The 17,903-nt window shown below is 71.8% G+C and carries 15 protein-coding genes; 7 read left to right on the forward strand and 8 right to left on the reverse strand.

What is annotated here, in order from left to right:
• Position 1 precedes the first annotated feature (1 nt).
• The gene (locus ACH4TV_RS02355) at positions 2-697 is read right to left on the reverse strand and encodes an extensin (protein ID WP_398393370.1); all 696 of its coding nucleotides are present in this window, start codon (positions 695-697) and stop codon (positions 2-4) included.
• A gap of 460 nt (positions 698-1,157) precedes the next feature.
• Here ACH4TV_RS02355 and ACH4TV_RS02360 point away from each other — a divergent pair, with 460 nt between their 5' ends.
• Together ACH4TV_RS02360 and ACH4TV_RS02365 are read left to right on the forward strand one after the other, a co-directional pair.
• A complete protein-coding gene (locus tag ACH4TV_RS02360) occupies positions 1,158-2,087 on the forward strand; it encodes a hypothetical protein (protein WP_398393372.1) in 930 nt (309 codons plus the stop codon).
• Between the two features lie 396 nt (positions 2,088-2,483).
• A complete protein-coding gene (locus tag ACH4TV_RS02365) occupies positions 2,484-2,942 on the forward strand; it encodes a hypothetical protein (RefSeq protein ID WP_398393374.1) in 459 nt (152 codons plus the stop codon).
• A 480-nt stretch (positions 2,943-3,422) separates the two neighbouring features.
• On the opposite strand, the gene ACH4TV_RS02370 is transcribed toward ACH4TV_RS02365, so the two are convergent.
• The 4 genes from ACH4TV_RS02370 to ACH4TV_RS02385 form a co-directional block, all read right to left on the reverse strand.
• On the reverse strand, positions 3,423-3,581 hold the full coding sequence (locus ACH4TV_RS02370) for a DUF6760 family protein (protein ID WP_198655439.1): 159 nt from the start codon (positions 3,579-3,581) through the stop codon (positions 3,423-3,425).
• Complete coding sequence (locus ACH4TV_RS02375) at positions 3,578-4,078, reverse strand: hypothetical protein (RefSeq protein ID WP_398393376.1); 501 nt, start codon at positions 4,076-4,078, stop codon at positions 3,578-3,580. The genes ACH4TV_RS02370 and ACH4TV_RS02375 overlap by 4 nt, the downstream gene beginning before the upstream one ends.
• A complete protein-coding gene (locus ACH4TV_RS02380) occupies positions 4,078-4,521 on the reverse strand; it encodes a phage tail protein (RefSeq protein WP_398393378.1) in 444 nt (147 codons plus the stop codon). Before ACH4TV_RS02380 ends, ACH4TV_RS02375 begins: the two co-directional genes overlap by 1 nt.
• A 76-nt stretch (positions 4,522-4,597) precedes the next feature.
• Positions 4,598-6,199, reverse strand: coding sequence for a phage tail sheath subtilisin-like domain-containing protein (locus tag ACH4TV_RS02385; protein WP_398393380.1), 1,602 nt, complete (start codon positions 6,197-6,199; stop codon positions 4,598-4,600).
• A gap of 347 nt (positions 6,200-6,546) precedes the next feature.
• Here ACH4TV_RS02385 and ACH4TV_RS02390 point away from each other — a divergent pair, with 347 nt between their 5' ends.
• The 3 genes from ACH4TV_RS02390 (at position 6,547) to ACH4TV_RS02400 (ending at position 11,032) form a co-directional block, all read left to right on the forward strand.
• A complete protein-coding gene (locus tag ACH4TV_RS02390; protein ID WP_398393382.1) occupies positions 6,547-8,004 on the forward strand; it encodes a hydrolase in 1,458 nt (485 codons plus the stop codon).
• A gap of 103 nt (positions 8,005-8,107) precedes the next feature.
• The gene (locus ACH4TV_RS02395) at positions 8,108-9,532 is read left to right on the forward strand and encodes a hydrolase (RefSeq protein WP_398393384.1); all 1,425 of its coding nucleotides are present in this window, start codon (positions 8,108-8,110) and stop codon (positions 9,530-9,532) included.
• A 105-nt stretch (positions 9,533-9,637) separates the two neighbouring features.
• The gene (locus ACH4TV_RS02400) at positions 9,638-11,032 is read left to right on the forward strand and encodes a ricin-type beta-trefoil lectin domain protein (RefSeq protein ID WP_398393386.1); all 1,395 of its coding nucleotides are present in this window, start codon (positions 9,638-9,640) and stop codon (positions 11,030-11,032) included.
• Positions 11,033-11,080: 48 nt separating this feature from the next.
• Here ACH4TV_RS02400 and ACH4TV_RS02405 read toward each other — a convergent pair whose 3' ends face one another.
• The 3 genes from ACH4TV_RS02405 to ACH4TV_RS02415 form a co-directional block, all read right to left on the reverse strand.
• Positions 11,081-13,168 (reverse strand): ATP-binding protein, encoded by a 2,088-nt coding sequence (locus ACH4TV_RS02405; protein WP_398393387.1) that lies wholly within the window; start codon positions 13,166-13,168, stop codon positions 11,081-11,083.
• Positions 13,165-13,848 (reverse strand): DUF4255 domain-containing protein, encoded by a 684-nt coding sequence (locus ACH4TV_RS02410; protein WP_398393389.1) that lies wholly within the window; start codon positions 13,846-13,848, stop codon positions 13,165-13,167. The genes ACH4TV_RS02405 and ACH4TV_RS02410 overlap by 4 nt, the downstream gene beginning before the upstream one ends.
• A 174-nt stretch (positions 13,849-14,022) precedes the next feature.
• Positions 14,023-14,739 (reverse strand): LuxR C-terminal-related transcriptional regulator, encoded by a 717-nt coding sequence (locus ACH4TV_RS02415; RefSeq protein ID WP_398393391.1) that lies wholly within the window; start codon positions 14,737-14,739, stop codon positions 14,023-14,025.
• 94 nt (positions 14,740-14,833) lie between these two features.
• On the opposite strand from ACH4TV_RS02415, the gene ACH4TV_RS02420 reads away from it, so the two are divergent.
• Entirely contained in the window at positions 14,834-14,977 is a 144-nt protein-coding gene (locus ACH4TV_RS02420) for a hypothetical protein (protein WP_398393397.1), read from the forward strand.
• On the forward strand, positions 14,937-17,855 hold the full coding sequence (locus tag ACH4TV_RS02425; RefSeq protein ID WP_398393399.1) for an AAA family ATPase: 2,919 nt from the start codon (positions 14,937-14,939) through the stop codon (positions 17,853-17,855). Before ACH4TV_RS02420 ends, ACH4TV_RS02425 begins: the two co-directional genes overlap by 41 nt.
• Positions 17,856-17,903: the final 48 nt, after the last annotated feature.

The raw sequence follows: 17,903 nt of genomic DNA on the forward strand, positions 1-17,903 counted from the left end.
CTCAGTGACGGGGGTCACGGAGCTTCCCGATGCGCTCACGGTCGAGACGCAGTTCGGTACGGACCTTGCGGGTGACCCTGTCGATCAGACGGTGGGTGAGTTCGTCGAGCTGGTGGTCGTCCAGGTCCTTGGCATTGAAGGAGGGCCGAGCTGCCGCCTGTGCCTGCTGTGCCTGCTGTGCCTGCTGCGCCTTCGGCTGCGGTGCGGACGAAGCCGGCGGTGGAGGCGGAGACGGAGGCGGCGGTGACGATCGGGGGGTGCTCTTGGGCGCGGCCATCCGCTGGATGCGCACGGCGGCGGGCGCGGACGGAACGGGGGGCTGCGCGGGAGCTCCGCCGGCGATCGGCGGACGGGGCGGGGTGGGATGCGTGCGCTGTACGGGGGTACTGCCGCCGACGCCGCGCGGAACCGGTCCGGGCGCGTGCCGGACGGGGGTGACGGTCGGCTGCCCCGCGGTCGGCGCGGGCGCGGAACGCCTCAGGGGTACGGCCTTGGGCGCGACGGGGAGCGCCTGGGTGGTCCCCGCGGTGCCTGGGGTCCCTGCGCCCGCAGGTGGGACGGGGACGGACGAGGTCAGGGGGTGCGCGGAGGCGAGTGCGCGCTGGATGCGGGGTGCGGTGGAGCGTACGGGTCGCACGGCGGCGGGGCGGGCAGGCGGGGCGGAGGGTGTGGGGAGTGCGGGGGCTTCGTTCGGCACGCTCGGTGCGTTGCGCGCGATCGGCGCGGGGAGGGGCGGCGCGGGCAGCATTGGAGTGCCGGGCGTGTCAACTGACTTGGCACGTACGGGTGTTGAGGGCGTCGATGATGTCGTGGCGGCGCGCTGGACAGGCGTCCCGGGCGCGGGCATCGGCATCGGTGTCGGCATCGCAGGGATGCCGGGGCCTGCGCCGGTTCCCATGACGCCGGGTGCCGTCCGGGGGGCGTGACTCCCCAACGGTGTCGCACCTGCGGGCGGTGCGGACAGCGGCGCCCCCAGAGAGGTGCGCCGACGGGGCGCGCTCGGTGCCGGGGTGGTGGGCGCGGGCGAGGCTGTGCGCCGGGTTTCGGTGGACGCCGTTCGCTGGATCGGTGCGGCCAGTCCGGCGAGGGGCTTGTTCTGGGCGTGGGGTGCGGCCGGAGCGACCGGGGTCGGTGCCTGGTGAGTGGCGGGGCCCGGGATGGCCGGGGTGGCGGTGGATGCGGTGTTCGACGGGCGGGGCGCGATGGCTTGCGGCGCTTGGGAGGACGCCGGCGCCACGCTGCGGGCGACGGGCACGGCGTTGGTCGGGGCGCTGGGCGGCGTCGCGCCTGATCCCGGGGTTGCGGAAGTACGTGCCGGGGGCGCCGAGTTGGCGGGTCGCGCGTCGGCGGAGGGTGCCTGCCGAACCGGGGCGCTGGACGCCGGGTTCGGGTTGTCGGGGGACGGCTTCGAGCTCGGGTTCGAGTTCGGGTTCGGGCTCGCTGACGCGGTAACCGGTCCCACGGGGGTCGTCGCCGACGCCGTCGGGGTGGTCGCCGGTCCCGTCAAGGTGACGGCTCGTTGCACCGGGGGCGTGTTCGATGCGGCGCGGGGCCCAACCGGTCCCGGAGACACGGCACTTGGGCCGGACGGAGTGACAACAGGGAGCGTCGGGGCGACGCCCTGTACGGCGGCTGGAGCAGCTGAGGGCGCCGCAGACGCCGATTCGGGGTTGCCCGGCGTCGCGGCAACCGGGCGCACCGGGGCGGCAGTCGGCCCCGTCGAACCGGCGGCCCTCTGCACCACGGGCGCGCCCGACACCCCGGACCTCGACACGGAGCCTGCGGCGGCCTCAACCGACGTCACCGGCACGCCGGTTGACGACCCGGAGACAGGGGACGCGGACCTCTGCACGACGGCCGCGCCCGGCGCCGGAGACACCGGCTCTCCTGGTCCCGCCGACGCGGCGGACGCCGGGACAGCACCCCCGGACGCAGCAACAGGACGTACCGGAGCCGTACTTGGCCCCGCCGGAGCGACAGCAGCCGTACCCGACGCCGCAGGCGCAGGACGCGCTACCGGCGCCGAAGAAGAAGGGGGTATTGGTGAGGGCGCGGGCGTCGGCGAGGAAGAAGCCGGTCGCACCTGACCGACGGCCCGTGCCGCAGACCCCGGGACGGAGTCTCCGGGGGCGGCAACCGGGCGCGCCGGAGCGGCAGCAGGCCTCGCCGCATAAGCAGCGGTACGTGTCTCGCCGCCGGGGGCCAACTGCACGGACGCCACACCGGAACCCGAGGGAGCCGCAGTCGGCCGTACGGGGACACTGGTCGGCATCTTCGAGGTGGCGGCCGGTTCTGCGGAAGCGGTGCCCGGTCCCGCCGGGATCGCGGCCGAACCAGCAGAAGCGGAGGCCGGTCCGGGCAGGGAAACCGCCGGTACGTTCGAGGCGGCGGCCGGAGACTCCGGAGCGGCAGCCGGGGCATCGGCAACAGCAGCCGGAACCCCGGGAGCGCCCGCAGCCGTAGAACCGCCGCCGGAACCTCCCGTGGCCGCCCCCGCAGTTTTCCTCGCCACCGGCAGGGTCCGCCGTTGCAGCACCGGCGCACCGGAGACCCTGGTCAGCGGCACAGCCCCGGCCACGGACGGCGACACGGCAACGGAGGAGACCCCGGCGCCCGCCGTACTCGTACCCGCAACAGCCGCTCCACCCGAACCGGACCCGGAACCCGCGGGGGGCGCCCCACCGGCAACAGGCAGCGCACCCGCCGAAACAGGCACCGTCCCCCCGGCCGACCGTCGCCGCACAACCGGCATCGGCATCGGCGCCGCACCGGCAACTGCCCCCGTGTCCCCGGCCGGGGACACAGAGGATGCAGCCGTAACAGGAGACACGCCGGAGGAAGCCACCGTCCCCAAGGACGACGGCCCACCCCCCGAACTCCTCACCGGCACAACCCGAGGCCCGGCCGCCCGCGCGACCGCCCCCGGAAACGTCACGCGCTGAACGGAGGGCACGCCCGAAGCCGCACCGGAGGCAGCAGCACCTGCCGACGCACCCGGCGCCGCACTCGTGGTCTCCTCCTCCGCCATGGCCAACGGCAGTGACAGGGAGGGCAGTTCAAGACCCGTCCCCGGCCCCCGCGACTCGACGAGCGCCCCCTTCACCAGGCCGCTCGGGGCGTCGTCGAGGACGGCGTGGGAGAGGGTTCCGGTGAAGGAGGGGTTCTGCCAGGTCGTGAGGCGGTCGGCGAAGCCGGCGTCGGCGACCGCCGTCCGGCCGACGGCGGTCGCGCGCTGCATCGGCGGCAACGCGGACCACCCGGCCGACGGGGTACGCGGCCCGGGACGGGACGTGTCCCCGCCCTGCGCCTCGCCCCCGACATCAACTCCCCCGCTGGGGGCGGAACTTACCGCCTGGGCGGCCTCACTGCGACGCGCTCCCCGTCCACGCCCCGACCTCAGCCGTTCGACGATCCCCATACCCTCACCCCTCGCCCGCGGCGCGCGTGACAAGGGCCGCGATCTGGTCCGTGTAACGGCGTCGGTCGCGGTGTTCGAGGTCCAGGATCTCGTCCATGCTCCAGTGGAAGTGGTAGGCGACGTACGCGATCTCCTCGTACAGCCGGTCGCTCGCGTACGTCACGATTCCCCCAGGCGGCTCCCGCCGAGTTCGACCTCGAAGGGCTGCTCGCAGTGCGGGCAGGTCACCCCGGCGCGAGTGTGTCCCTCGGCGTTGATCTGCCGGTAGAAGTCCTGGAGGAAGGCGAGGTCGGAGGCGAACATGTTCTCCACCACGCCGTCGTGGACGAGAGGCAGCGAGCCGAGCCTCGTGATGACCCGGCCGAGCAGGACCACCGACAGGTACGCCGGGTTCTCCTGGACGCGCATGTCCCGCAGGGGGATCAGTTCGTCCCGGGCCGTGGCCAGGCGCATCACACCGTCGCGGTGCACCGTGCCGGCCTCGTCGACGTACCCGCGCGGCAGCTCGAACTCGAACTCGGTGCGCAGCCGTTGGACAGCGGCGGCGGAAGCGACGTGCTCCGTCACCGGCGCCGCCTCCGTCCGGTCCGCCACCCCGAGGGGGGCCGAACCGGGGTCGGTCATCGCGACCCCGGCCGGCCTGGGAACAGAACGGCGCATTACTCGATGACCAGTTCTTCGAACGTGATCGTGACCGTCTCCTGCAGCGCGGACGCCTCACCGGCCTTCACCGTGCTGGTGTCGATCTTGCTGCACCAGGCGTTGCGCATGTTGTAACGCTTGACCGGGTTGTTCATGTAGTCCATGACCATGATCGTGGCGTTCTTGCGGGCGGTGGCCATCTGACCGGCGACCGACTCGGTGATCCACTGGTTGAAGGCCGCGGACTGCGTCATACCGCGGACGACCGTACAGGTGCCCGCCTTCTTCACGCCCGGCAGCTTCTTCGTGACGGGCTTGCCCTGCGCCGAGACCTGCTGGTACTCGATGACGTCCTGCTCGATGCTGAGGCCGCTGACCTCAGCGAGGTACTCGACCATCACGCCGTCGATCTGCAGGCCGAAATTGTGTGAGGTGAGGGCGTCACCCGGCTGAAGGCTCATCTGGCTCTCTCTTAACTCTCTTAATTCTTGGTGTTTCTCAAGGACTTGACGACCGCGTGCGCAGGCAGGAGACGCCCTACTCCTCCAACTCCCCGCTGCCGCCCGAGAACTGGGCCAGCCTGAAGATCACGAACTCGGCGGGCTTGACCGGCGCGATGCCGATCTCGCAGATGACGCGGCCGAGGTCGACCGACTCCGGCGGGTTGGTCTCCTCGTCACACTTGACGTAGTACGCCTCCTCCGGCCGCTGGCCGAAGAGGGCGCCGCTGCGCCACTCGTTGACGAGGAACGCGGAGACGTTGCGCCTGATGCGGGCCCACAGCTGGTGGTCGTTCGGCTCGAAGACCACCCACTGGGTGCCGATCAGGATCGACTCCTCCAGGTAGTTGAAGTAGCGGCGCACGTTGAGGTAGCGCCACGCCGGGTCGGAGGACATCGTGCGGGCGCCCCAGACGCGGATGCCGCGGCCCGGGAAGGCACGGATGCAGTTGACGCCGATGGGGTTCAGGAGGTCCTGCTCGCCCCGGGTGATCTGGATCTCCAGGTCCACCGCGCCGCGTACGACCTCGTTGGCGGGCGCCTTGTGCACACCGCGCTCGGAGTCGCTGCGGGCCCAGATGCCGGCGATGTGGCCGCTCGGCGGGATCATGCGGGCCTGGCCGGTGGCCGGGTCGAAGGCCTTGATCCAGGGGTAGTACAGGGCCGCGTACTTGGAGTCGTAGCCGGCCGTCTCCTGGCGCCAGACGCGGATCTGACGGGCGTTCAGGCCGGGCGGCGGGTCGATGACGGCGACGCGGTCGCCCATCAGCTCGCAGTGGGCGATCAGACCGAGCTGGACGGCCTTCACGGCCTCCAGGTCGATCGCGCCGCGCTGGTAGGCCGCCATCAGGTCGGGCACCGCGACCATCGACACCTCGTCGACCGCCTCCAGGCCACCGAAGCCGGTGCGGTCGGCGGAGTCACCGAGGTACTCGGCGGCGCCCGCGTGCGACCCCTCGTCCTGGGCCGCCGGGACTGCCGGGGCGGAGGCGGCCGGGGCCGCGATCGCCACGGTCTGGTTGTCGGGACGGACCAGCTGCGCGGCGGGCGCGGCCTCCTGCACGGTGATGAGCTTGGAGCGCTCCTTCACCTGCGTGACGACGTAGTTGCGGCCGCCCTTCTTGGCGGTCACGTCGAACGTCTCGACGGCCTTGTCGCCGTCCTTGACGATCAGCTTGAACCGCTCGGCCGGGCCCTCGCCCTCCGGGTCGGCGACCTCGACGCTCAGCGAACCGTTCGGTCCGGCCTGGCCGCCCGCGATGGCGGTCACGCTGAAGGTGCCGAGCTGCTTCGGCTCACCGGCGGGCAGCGCGGCCTGCGCACCCGCGCCCGTAAGGGACCTGGCCGGGTCCGACCCTCCTGCGGCGCCGCCGGCCGCACCCCCGACCCGGACGACGTACGCGGCCGAGCCGCCGTTGTTGAAGAACCCGTAGACGCTGTGCGCGAGGTAGTAGCCGTCGGTGAAGTCACCGAAGGCAGCGACGTACTGCGTCCAGTTGGTCACCAGCGTCGGCTCGTTCAGCGGGCCGGTCGGCGCGAGTCCGACGAAGGCCGCCACCGAGGTGCCCACTCCCTCGATCGGACGCGAGCCGCTGGCCACCTCCTCGACATAAACGCCGGGCGACAGGTAGGACGGCATGCTCTGATCTCCTCGGGGTACGAGACAGGACACCTCTCACCCTCACGCGCGGGCACCGTCCACGGGAACGGCCTGCGGTACCTGTCGAGGGGCAACACCCGTGCCCGCAAGGGCAGTCCACGAGGTCCACGGGCCCGGATGCCGCTGCGCCCTGCCCGTACGTCTGCCCCTGCGGCTCTCCCGCCAACCACCCTCTACCTGTAACGCTGGAGGACGGACGTTCAACGGCCTCCTGATGCCCAACGGCTCACCGTGCACGAGGTGTTGCGGGCCCTGGCGATGATCCGGGACACGGCCTGCCTCTCCGCGGCCGAGATCACCTACACAACCGGGAAGTGAACAACCCAGTGAGCCTTTGGACTTCCCTGGAGCCCGCCTCCGCGACCGTCGATCCCGGCGGCAGTACGACCGTCCGGCTGCGCCTGCGCAACACCGGCGACGTCGTCGACGAGTACCGCTTCGAACCGGTCGGCTCCGTGTCCGCGTGGACGACGGTGGAGCCCCAGACGATCCGCCTCTTCCCGGGCACGACGGGCACGGTGGAGCTGACGTTCGCTCCCCCGCGCACCCCGGATGCGACGGCGGGACCTAACCCGTACGCCGTCCGCATCACCCCGACCGAGCACCCGGAGGCGACCACCGTCCCCGAGGGCAACCTCACCATCACCCCCTTCAGCGAGATACGCGCCGAACTCGTCCCACCGACGGTCAAGGGACGCTTCCGGGGACGCCCGAAACTCGCCATCGACAACATCGGCAACACCAAACTCACCGCCTCCATCAGCGGCAGCGACAACGGCGACAACCTCTCCTACGACATCCACCCCGGCAGCGTCCAAGTCGACCCCGGACGGGCGGTGTTCGTCGACACACGCCTCAAACCACGCCAGATCATCTGGTTCGGCAGCAAAGAACAACGCCCCTACCAACTCACCGTCCAACGCTCCGGCACCACACCCGTCGACATCGACGGAACCTTCGTCCAACGCGGCTTCCTCCCCGGCTGGCTCGCCACCTTCCTCGGCATCTTCCTCGCCCTCGCCATCACCTTCGTCATGCTCTGGATCTCCCAGAACCCCCGAATCGACACCAGAGCAAAGGAGTTCACGGAAACCGGCGCCGTCGAACTCCTTCCGCCACCCAGCCCCACGGCCGAGGCGCCGGCTCAGCCCGTGGCACCCAGCCAGGAGCCCGCCCCCCAGAACCCCGTCGTGGACGCGCCCCCGCAGGCGGCGGAACCCCCGGCCCCGGACAGCGGAGGCGATGGAGGCGGCGGCAACGGCGACTCGCCGAAGACGGAGCCCAAGGTGACGCAGAAGCCGGTGGCACCGAAGGTGACCGTGGTCACCGCGGCCACCGCGGTGACACAGCTGGCCGCCCGCAGCGCGGGCCGGCACATCTGCTACCGCGCCTATGTCGCCGACCAGGGCTGGCAGGCCCCGGTGTGCGACGGCGCCGAAGCCGGCACCGTGGGCAAGGACCTGCCGATCAAGGCCCTCAACATCGCCGTGTCCGGCACCAAGGGAACCCGAGGCAGCGGTGCCTTCCAGTACAGGGACTGGAAGGGCACGAAGTGGACGGGCGCGGCTGACGGGATCGACCTCTACCTCGGCAGCACCAAGGAGTCGGACGAGCCCCTGCAGGGCTTCACGATCCAGGTCATCGACGGCAGCGTCTGCGGCAACCCCCATGTGCAGGACGCCGGTTGGCTGGGCGTGGTCTGCACCGACCCCGGCAACTGGAAGTACATCGGGAGCAACATGGACAAGGACCTGCAGCTGGAGGCGGTCCGCTTCACCGTGTGAGCGGGGGCAGGCCCCTGAGGGGCACGTCAGGGAGTCGTTCGGGCAGGCGGTCGTGCCCGAGAGCTTCCTGACGTCCCTGCGGCCGGGATCTTAGGCTCGGCAGGTGACGCTGTGGACATCTCTCGAACCCGCCTCCGCGACCGTCGATCCCGGCGGCAGTACGACCGTCCGGCTGCGCCTGCGCAACACAGGCGACGTCGTCGACGAGTACCGCTTCGAACCGGTCGGCCCGGTCGCCCCCTGGACGACGGTGGAGCCCCAGACGATCCGCCTCTTCCCGGGCACGACGGGCACGGTCGAGCTGACCTTCGCTCCGCCCCGTACACCGGATGCGACGGCGGGCCCCAACCCGTACGCCGTCCGCATCACACCCACGGAACACCCGGAGGCGACCACCGTCCCCGAGGGCAACCTCACCATCACCCCCTTCAGCGAGATACGCGCCGAACTCGTCCCACCGACGGTCAAGGGACGCTTCCGGGGACGCCCGAAACTCGCCATCGACAACATCGGCAACACCAAACTCACCGCCTCCATCAGCGGCAGCGACAACGGCGACAACCTCTCCTACGACATCCACCCCGGCAGCGTCCAAGTCGACCCCGGACGGGCGGTGTTCGTCGACACACGCCTCAAACCACGCCAGATCATCTGGTTCGGCAGCAAAGAACAACGCCCCTACCAACTCACCGTCCAACGCTCCGGCACCACACCCGTCGACATCGACGGAACCTTCATCCAACGCGGCTTCCTCCCCGGCTGGCTCGCCACCTTCCTCGGCATCTTCCTCGCCCTCGCCATCACCTTCGTCATGCTCTGGATCTCCCAACGACCCCAAGTCGACACCAGAGCAAAGGACTTTACGGAGACCGGCGCCGCCAACACCCTCCCGCCGCCCAGCCCCACAGCCGTGGCGCCGGCTCAGCCCGTGGCACCCAGCCAGGAGCCCGACCCCAACCCGGTCGTGAGCGCGCCCCCGCAGGCGGCTGAACCCCCGGCTCCGGACAGCGGGGGCGGGAGCGGTGGGGACGGTGGCTCGCCGAAGAAGGAGACGAAGGAACCGGAGGTGACCGCGGCCACCGCGGTGACGCAGCTGGCCGCCCGGAGCGCGGGCCGGCACATCTGCTACCGCGCCTATGTCGCCGACCAGGGCTGGCAGGCCCCGGTCTGCGACGGCGCCGAGGCCGGCACCGTGGGCAAGGACCTGCCGATCAAGGCCCTCAACATCGCCGTGTCCGGCACCAACGGAGTCCAAGGCACCGGTGCCTTCCAGCACAAGATCTGGAAGGACACGAAGTCGTCGAAGGCGGTGGACGGGATCGACCTCTACCTCGGCAGCACCAAGGAGTCGGACGAATCCCTGCAGGGCTTCACGATCCTGGTCTTCGAGGGCTCCGTCTGCGGCAACCCCCATGTGCAGGACGGCGGCTGGCTGGGCGTGGTCTGCACCGACCCCGGTGACTGGAAATACATCGGGAGCCGCGTGGAGAGCCACAAGCAGCTGGAGGCGGTCCGCTTCACGGTGTGAGCCGGGGCAGGCAGCCCCCAAGGGGCACGGCAGGGAGTCCTTCGGGCAGCGACAGTGCCCGAAGGCTTCCTGACGTCCGGGCGGCGGGGATCCTAGTCTCGGCAGGTGACGCTGTGGACCTCTCTCGAACCCGCCTCCGCGACCGTGGACCCGGGCGACCGCACCACCGTGCGCTTACGCCTGCGCAACACCGGTGACGTGGTGGACGAATACCGCTTCGAGCCCGTGGGCGGCATCGCCCCGTGGACGACGGTGGAGCCCCAGACGCTACGGCTGTATCCAGGGACGACGGGCACGGTCGAGCTGACCTTCGCTCCCCCGCGTACCCCGGACGCGACGGCGGGCCCCAACCCGTACGCCGTCCGCATCACCCCCACGGAACACCCCGAAGCGACGACCGTCCCCGAGGGCAACCTCACCATCACGCCGTTCAGCGAGATACGCGCCGAACTCGTCCCGCCCACCGTCAAGGGACGCTTCCGAGGCCGCCCCAAACTCGCCATCGACAACATCGGCAACACCAAACTCACCGCCTCCATCAGCGGCAGCGACAACGGCGACAACCTCTCCTACGACATCCACCCCGGCAGCGTCCAAGTCGACCCCGGACGCGCCGTGTTCGTCGACACACGCCTCAAACCACGCCAGATCATCTGGTTCGGCAGCAAAGAACAACGCCCCTACCAACTCACCGTCCAACGCTCCGGCACCACACCCACCGACATCGACGGAACCTTCATCCAACGCGGCTTCCTCCCCGGCTGGCTCGCCACCTTCCTCGGCATCTTCCTCGCCCTCGCCATCACCTTCGTCATGCTCTGGATCTCTCAGAGGCCTCAAGTCGACACGATGGCAAAGGAGTTGACGGAGACCGGCGCCGTCGGAGCCCTTCCGCCGCCCAGCCCCAGCGCGTCCGCTCCGGCCGCACCCGCGGTCGAGCCGGCCGTGTCGGCCGTGCCACTGCCCAAGGTGTCGGCTCCCGCACAGGAACCGGAGCCGGGGGGTGGATCGGGCGCCGGGGCGGGTTCGGGGTCCGGGTCCGGGTCGTCGGGGTCGGACACCAAGCCGGACGCGCAGCCCACGCCGAAGAAGACGGCTGCCGCCGTCGTGGGGTTCCTGATCATCGGTCAGGACTCGGACCGCTGCATCGACGTCACCGACGCGCAGAACGGCGTCGGGAAGGACGGCACCGGGCTCCAGCTGTGGGAGTGCGCGGGCACCGCCAACCAGAAGTGGGACTTCCGGGGCGACGGTACGGTGCGTTCGCTCGGCCTGTGCATGGATGTCGCGTTCGGCTCGCGGGAGGACGGGGCGGCAATCCAGCTCGCGCGGTGCAGCGGCAACCCGGCCCAGCAGTTCGTGATGAGCACGGAGGGCGACCTGGTGAATCCGCAGGCCGACAAGTGCGTGGACGCCAAGGACAACGGCACCGTCGACGGCACCAAGCTCCACTTGTGGACGTGCGCGGGCACCCCCAACCAGAAGTGGCGAGTGGAGTAGGCGAGGCAGGCGGCCGGCCGCCGAACGAGAGGGCCGGGGCACCCGGTCCTACCAGGTGCCCTCGCCCGGTACCAGGCGTCCGGCCTTGCGGTACTCCCGTTCGGCGCCGTCCACCAGATCCGCCGTCGTGACCGGGTCACCGCGTCCGGCGGCGGAGTAGGCGGCCGTGACGACGGCGCTGCGGATCGAGCCGCCGGCCAGTTCGAAGGCGCCGGCGACCCGCGCCGGGTCGGTGTCGGGAGCGCAGGGCACCCGGGCGAGGCTGTGCCGCCACAGGGCGAGACGCTGACCGGGGTCCGGGAACGGGAAGTCGACCACCAGGTCGAGGCGGCGGGTGAACGCCTCGTCGATGTTGGCGCGCAGGTTGGTGGTGAGCAGCGCGATACCGTCGAAGGACTCCAGCCGCTGGAGCAGATACGCGCTCTCCATGTTGGCGTACTTGTCGTGCGCGTCCTTGACCTCCCCGCGCTTGCCGAAGACGGCGTCGGCCTCGTCGAAGAGGAGCACGGCGTCGGTACGGTCGGCCTCGGTGAAGATCCGTTCGAGGTTCTTCTCGGTCTCGCCGACGTACTTGTCGACGATCGACGACAGCTGAACCACATAGAGATCCAGGCCGAGTTCGGCGGCGACGACCTCGGCGGACATCGTCTTTCCGGTGCCGGACTCCCCCGCGAACAGCCCGAGTACGCCCCGGCCCCGGCCGCCGCCCGCGCTGAGCCGCCAGTCGCCGAGCACCTGGTCGCGATGGCGGGCGCGCAGGGCGAGTTCGTGCAGTTGGGCGAGCGGCTTGCCGGGGAGGACGAGATCCTCCCACCCCACATCGGGCCGGATGCGACGGGCGTGCCGTTCGAGCCCGGACGCCGACTGCTGCCGGGCGGCCAGCCGCAGATGGGCGGCGGTGAGCGGCGTCCCGTCGAACCCGGCGAGGCGCTGAGCGGCGCGGGCGGCCCGCGAGATGTGGTCGGCGCCGAGGCGGTACGGAGCGACGGTGGCCGCGAGATCGAAGCCCAGGTCATCGGACAGGGCGTCGGACAGGTCATCGGAGAGGTCCGTACTGCCCTGCCCCTCGCGCAGCGCGTCCCCCCAGGCGTTCACCTGACCCGCGCGCTGCCGGGGCGCGTCCAGGACCAGCGGGTCGTCCTCGGACCACTGCGGGTCGTACGGGCGGGCCCCGGTGAGCAGCACAGGTACGTCCGATGCGGTCAACGTCCGTACGAGGGAGGCGGGTTGGTCCGACAGAGGTGACACGACGACGACCCGGCCGCTGAGCCGGGCCTCGCGGAGGAGGTCGGGGACGCGGTCCTCGGGGCCGGTGAAGTGCAGCGCGTCGAGTCCGGCGGCGCGCAGGGCCGCCGCGACGCAGGCCAGGCCGTCGCCCTCACGGTGTTCACGCAGGTAGACGGTGGGCGGCGGGGCGGCGGCCGGGGAGGTCCTGGCGGCCAGCAGGGCGGCCAGTTTGCCGGTGAACTCGGACGCGTACGCGGGGTACGAGGCGTTGGGTGCGAGGGGGCGCAGGTGACCGGCGAGGGCCGCGTCCGGGGTGTCGTCGCCGAGGAGGTGGGCGGCGACCCGGTCGGGTACGCGCAACGAGCGGCTGGGGAAGGGGCGTTCGGGTTCCTCGACGGTCAGCAGACCGAGTGCGGTCAGGGGCGCCGAGGGATGGAAGCGGGCGCGGGCGGCCGGTTCGTGTACAGGGAGGCCGCACAGGTCGAGGGCGAGGCCGATGGTGGCGCGGCGGCGGCCGACGTCGTCGTTGAGATAGCCGTACAGGGGCTCGAAGGACCGGTCGAGGTCGGGGGCGAGGGCGGTGAGGAGGATGTGGACGTCCAGGTCGAGGAGCCCGAGGCGGGCTGCGAGACGCGCCACGGGGTCGTCGTCGGCGACCGACAGGACCTCGGCCCCGGACTCGAACCCGGACTCGGACTCGGGGGAAACCTGCGGTTCATGGGCGGCGGAGGCCCGTACGAGCACGTGCCGTACCGCGTCCTCCGACAGATACAGCCCGCGCAGCGGATCGTCGGCCGTCGGGTCGTCGGCGCTGCGCCGCTCGACCAACAGGGCCGCCTGGCGGCGCAGTTGGGAGAGGCGGGCGAGGAGCCCGGAGGTGGGTACGAGAGTGGAGGTGCCGGCCGTCACGGTGTACGGGTCCCCGTCCGCCCGTTCTCCGATTGCCCGTTCTCCGTCCGCCCGTTCTGCAGGTGTCGTGGTTTGTGGGCGCGTTCCGGGGAGTCCTCAAGGGAGCCGTCGATCGCGCGGACGCGGACTGCGGCGCCCTCGGTGACCGGGGGCCCGGCGTCGTACTCGGGGAAGCCCGGGAAGGGCACCGTGACCACGAGGTCGAGGGACGGCTTGAGTTCACCGCCGAGGGCGGACCAGATCTCGGCCAGGGACCGTGACTCCGTCTGGGATCCGGACACGCTGAGCGGCACCGACAGGCCCAACTCGCCCAGGGCGCCGGGAAGTTCCCCGGCGGACAGCAGCTCGCGGGGCAGCAGGTTGGCCAACACGGCGGACAGCAACCGATGTTCGTCCTGGGGCTGCTTGGTCCAGGCGGTGACGAGGTACGACAGCCGGAACCAGCGGGGCGGCTGCCGGCGCCGGACGATCACGTCCCGTTCGTCCCGGACGGAGACGGTGCCACGCTGGCGACGGGCGGTGTCCTCGCGGATGTCGTACAAGTAGGCGTTGACGGCGGGGCCGTTGCGCCGGGCGGCCCAGTCGCGGGTCGGGGCGTCGAAGAAGACGTCGATGCCGGATCCGGCCAGGGCGCCACCGCCGAGCAGCCCTTTGAGGACCTCGTCCACCTCGTGGATCACTGTCGCGCTCCCGCCCTGCCTGCCGTACCACCACGTGCCGCGCAGGGTTCACGGCGGTTCACGGCGATCTTCAGGACAATCGTGCCGTCCCGGGCACCTGTCCTCGCAGACACCCAAGGGACGGACAGCGGGCAGACGTTGATGTCCGCGCGCCGTGTTCGATTGCCCGTTCGGTCAGATGTAGCCTTCGCGGAGGGCATAGGCCACGGCGTGCGCCCGGTTGCGCAGATGCAGTCGGGTGGTGAGTCCATGCATCACGTTCTTGACCGTGCGCTCGGAGTAGGACAGCTTGCTGGCGATCTCCCCCGTGTCGAGTCCCTCGGCGACGAGGCGCAGGACATCGACCTCGCGCGGCGCGAGGCCCGAGGTGGGGGCACCGGGCTGGCCGGCCGCCGTGCGGTGCAGTGTGCCCACCTGGCTGATGAGCCGGCCGAGCAGGTCGGAGGGCAGATCGCCGTCGCCCCGGGCGGCGGCGAGCACGGCCTGTGCCAGCCGGTGTCCGGTGGCCTCGTGGCGCCAGACGATGGCTCCGACCCCGCACTCGATGACGTCCAGGAGTTCGTTCTCGCGCAGGACGCCCACCACGAGAACGGCTTTGGCGCCCTCGCTGCGGACGAGTCTGCGCAGCCGTCCCAGCGTGGCCTCGTCGAGCGTCTCGCTGACCAGAAGGGCAACGATGCCGGGTCCGATGTCGGTCTCCTCGCGGAGGTCGACGACCGGGTGCTGCCGCAGCTGGCTGACCGCGCCGGCGCGGGAGATCGGGTCGGCGGCGTGCACCGCCACCGGTACGCGGCGCCCGGGTTCGACGGGCCCGGTACCGGCCCTCGTACTGATGGCCGTGCCCGGGGCGGCACTGGTGCCGGGGCCCGTGGTGCGGAGTGTGCTGCGCAAGGACTGCTCCCAGGGTCAGGTGACGCCACCTGTGAGCGGTCGGTGGCAGACGTGCACCGACAACACTTCTGTGGCTCCTGGGGCGCGCACAATCGTGGACCACCACGAGACACACCACGAGATCGGCCACCAGTTCGACCAGCCCGACCAGTTCGACCACGAGACCGGCCAGTACCTACCCACGACAGGAGGCAGACATGCTGTCCGCATCGGCATCGGCATCCGCATCGCTGCATGAGCGCAGGGAGGCGCTCGCCCTGGTCGCCGCCGAGGCAGAGCGCGCCCGCGCGGGAACCGGTCGCCTGGTCCTGCTGCGCGGCGCCACCGGTACCGGCCGCACCGCGCTCCTGGAGGCCGCCACCGACCACGCGGAGGCGAAGGGCATGCGCGTCCTGCGCGTCCGCTGCTCCCCCGAGGGCAGCGAAGCCGACGTCCACCTCCCGGTCATCGAACAACTGCTGTCCCCCGTACAGCAGTTGATGACCCCCGGCACTTCGGACACGTCACAGCCGGACGCATCGCAACCGCCCGCCGCGCGGCTGTGGCGGTTGTTGTGCGCGTACGCCGCCGAGGGCCCGGTGCTGGTCGCCGTGGACGACGTCCATCTCGCGGACGAGAACTCGCGGTGCTGGCTGATCGAGGCGGCGCGCAGGGTGGATCGATTACCGGTACTCCTGCTGGTGACGGAGCGCAGCCAGTACGACGTGGACCCGCCGTCCGCCGGCCTGGTCCACGCCCTCTCCCCCACCCTCGTACGCACCCACACGCTCGCCCCGCTGAGCCTCGACGCGGCGGCGGAGCTGGTGCGTTCGGCGGTCGGCGACGCGTCCGAGGAGTGGGTGGCGGACTGCGTACGGGCGGGTGCAGGCAACCCATTGCTCCTGCGCGCCCTCTTGGAGGACGTGAACGCCACGACGACGGCGCCGACGGCGCTCCCGGAGACGTGCGCGGCGCTGTATCCGGGTGCGTATCCGGCGGCGGTGTCCTGGTGGCTGGACTGCGCCGGGGCCGCGACGGCCGACGCGGCGCGGGTGCTCGCCGCGCTGGACGAGGTGGCGGAGGGCGCCGACACCGACCTGTTCGCGGAGACCACGGGCGCCGACCCGTCCCGGGTGCAGGGGTGGACGACGGCCATGACCCGGCTGGGGCTGCTGCGCCCCGGTGCCGACGGGCGGCCCCGCTATGCCCACCCGCTGCTGCGGGACGCGGTGCTCGCGGGCTGGCCCGCCGCCGACCGGCAGGCGGCGCACAAGTCGGCGGCCGAGGCGATGCTGCGGCGCGGCGACGCGACCGCGACGGTGGCCGGGCAGCTGCTGCGCTCGGGCACGGTGGACGAGGTGTGGGCGACCGACGCCCTGCTCGACGCGGCGGCCGGCGCGGTCCGCGACGACCGCACCGACGACGCGGTGGTCCTGCTGCGCCGGGCGCTGACCGAGCCGATGTCGGCCGGCCGCCGGGCGGAGGTGCTGACCGAGCTGGGCTCGCTGGAGTTCGCCGCCGTGCGTTCCTCGGCGGGCATCCCCCGTCTCACCGAGGCGATGCGGCTGCCGGGCCTGCCGCAGTACCGCGTCCAGGCGGCGGTGGCGCTGGGCACTGCGCTGGCCCGACGCGGCGAGGCCCGCGCGGCGGTGCATCTGCTCCGCGCGCTGGACGGCCAGCTGACGAACCATCCGGACCTGCTTCGCACGGTCCAGTCGGCCTCGGCCCTGCTCTCCGACCACGACCAGACGATCCGCGAGGAGATGTACCGCTGGCTGCGCGAGACTGCCGAGCACTCCCCGCACACACTCGGCCCCGCCGGCCAGGCCCTCCTCGTACGGTACGAGGCGACAGCGGGCCTGACCTCGGCGGAGACCGCCATGAAGCGGGTACGCGTCCTGCTGGCGGAGCCGGCGGGCCCGCTCGCGGAACCCTTCCTGCTCGGCACGGCGGCGGCGGTGGCCCAGTGGGCCGACGAACTCGACGAGGCCGAACGCCTGACGGACCGGGGCCTCACGGGCCAACGCCCCACCCTGCTCCACCCCATGCAGGACGCCCTCCTCAACGTACGAGCCGACATAGCCGCCGCCCGTGGCGACTACGCGCGTCTGCTGAAGGACGACCCGGAGTCCTGGCGCAGGATCGGCACGGAAACGGAGCCGGGGTCGGGCAGCGGCCCCGGCGGTGGCCCCGGACTCAGGTTCGGCTTCAGGTTCGGCTTCGAGTCGGAGTGGGGGCCGGAAGCCGGCGAGGACCTCCGGAACGGAGCAGGTGCCGGGGACGGCCCCAGGCCCGGCCCCGGCGGTACGACCGGTCCGACGAACGTGCAGGCGCACGTGCTCCTCGCACTCGTCGAGACCGGCCGCCTCGACGACGCCTGGCAGCTCGCCGACGCCTTCGACCTGCGGGAGGCGCACGACTCCTGGGAGTTGAACCGTTTCCTGTACGCCCGGGGCGTACTCCGGGCCGCCCTCGGTGATCCGGCCGGTGCACTCGGGGACTTCCTGGAGTGCGGGCGCCGCCAGTCCGCGCGCGATGTGGTGAGCCCGGTCGTCACGCCCTGGCGGGCCGCCGCCGCGGAGTGCAGGCTGGCACTCGGCCACCCCCGAGAGGCGCTCGCGCTGGCCGAGGAGGAACTGCGGCTCGCCAGGATCTGGAACACCCCGCGCCTGCTGGGCCGTTCCCTGCGGGTCCTCGGCACGGCGACCGGCGGACGCCACGGCCTGGAGCTGGCCGACGACTCCGTACGCCTCCTGCGCGAGGCCTCCGTCGAGACAGAACTGATCCCCGCCCTGATCGCACGGGGACGCCAGCTCATCGCCGCCGGCGACCGCACCCGGGCCCGCAAGTCACTGCGCGAGGCGGCGGAACGCGCCGAACGCCTGGGCGCCACCCACCTGCGAACCGTCGCCGAGGACGCCCTGCGCGAGGGCGGCGCCCGCCGCACCACGACAGCCCTCACCGCGAGCGAACGCCGAATCGCCGAACTCGCGGCGGACGGCCGCACGAACACGGAGATAGCCGACCTGCTGCACGTGGCCCGACGCACCGTGGAAACCCATCTGACCAGCGCGTACCGGAAGTTGGGCATCCGGCGAAGGGGCGAACTGACGACCGCGCTGAGCCACGGCGCCTGAACTCCCGCCTCCTGAACCCTTATCCGCCGGCGGCGGGAGCGGCCACGT

Origin of the sequence: Streptomyces sp. NPDC020898, from assembly GCF_044333925.1 — a bacterium.
Classification (GTDB): domain Bacteria; phylum Actinomycetota; class Actinomycetes; order Streptomycetales; family Streptomycetaceae; genus Streptomyces.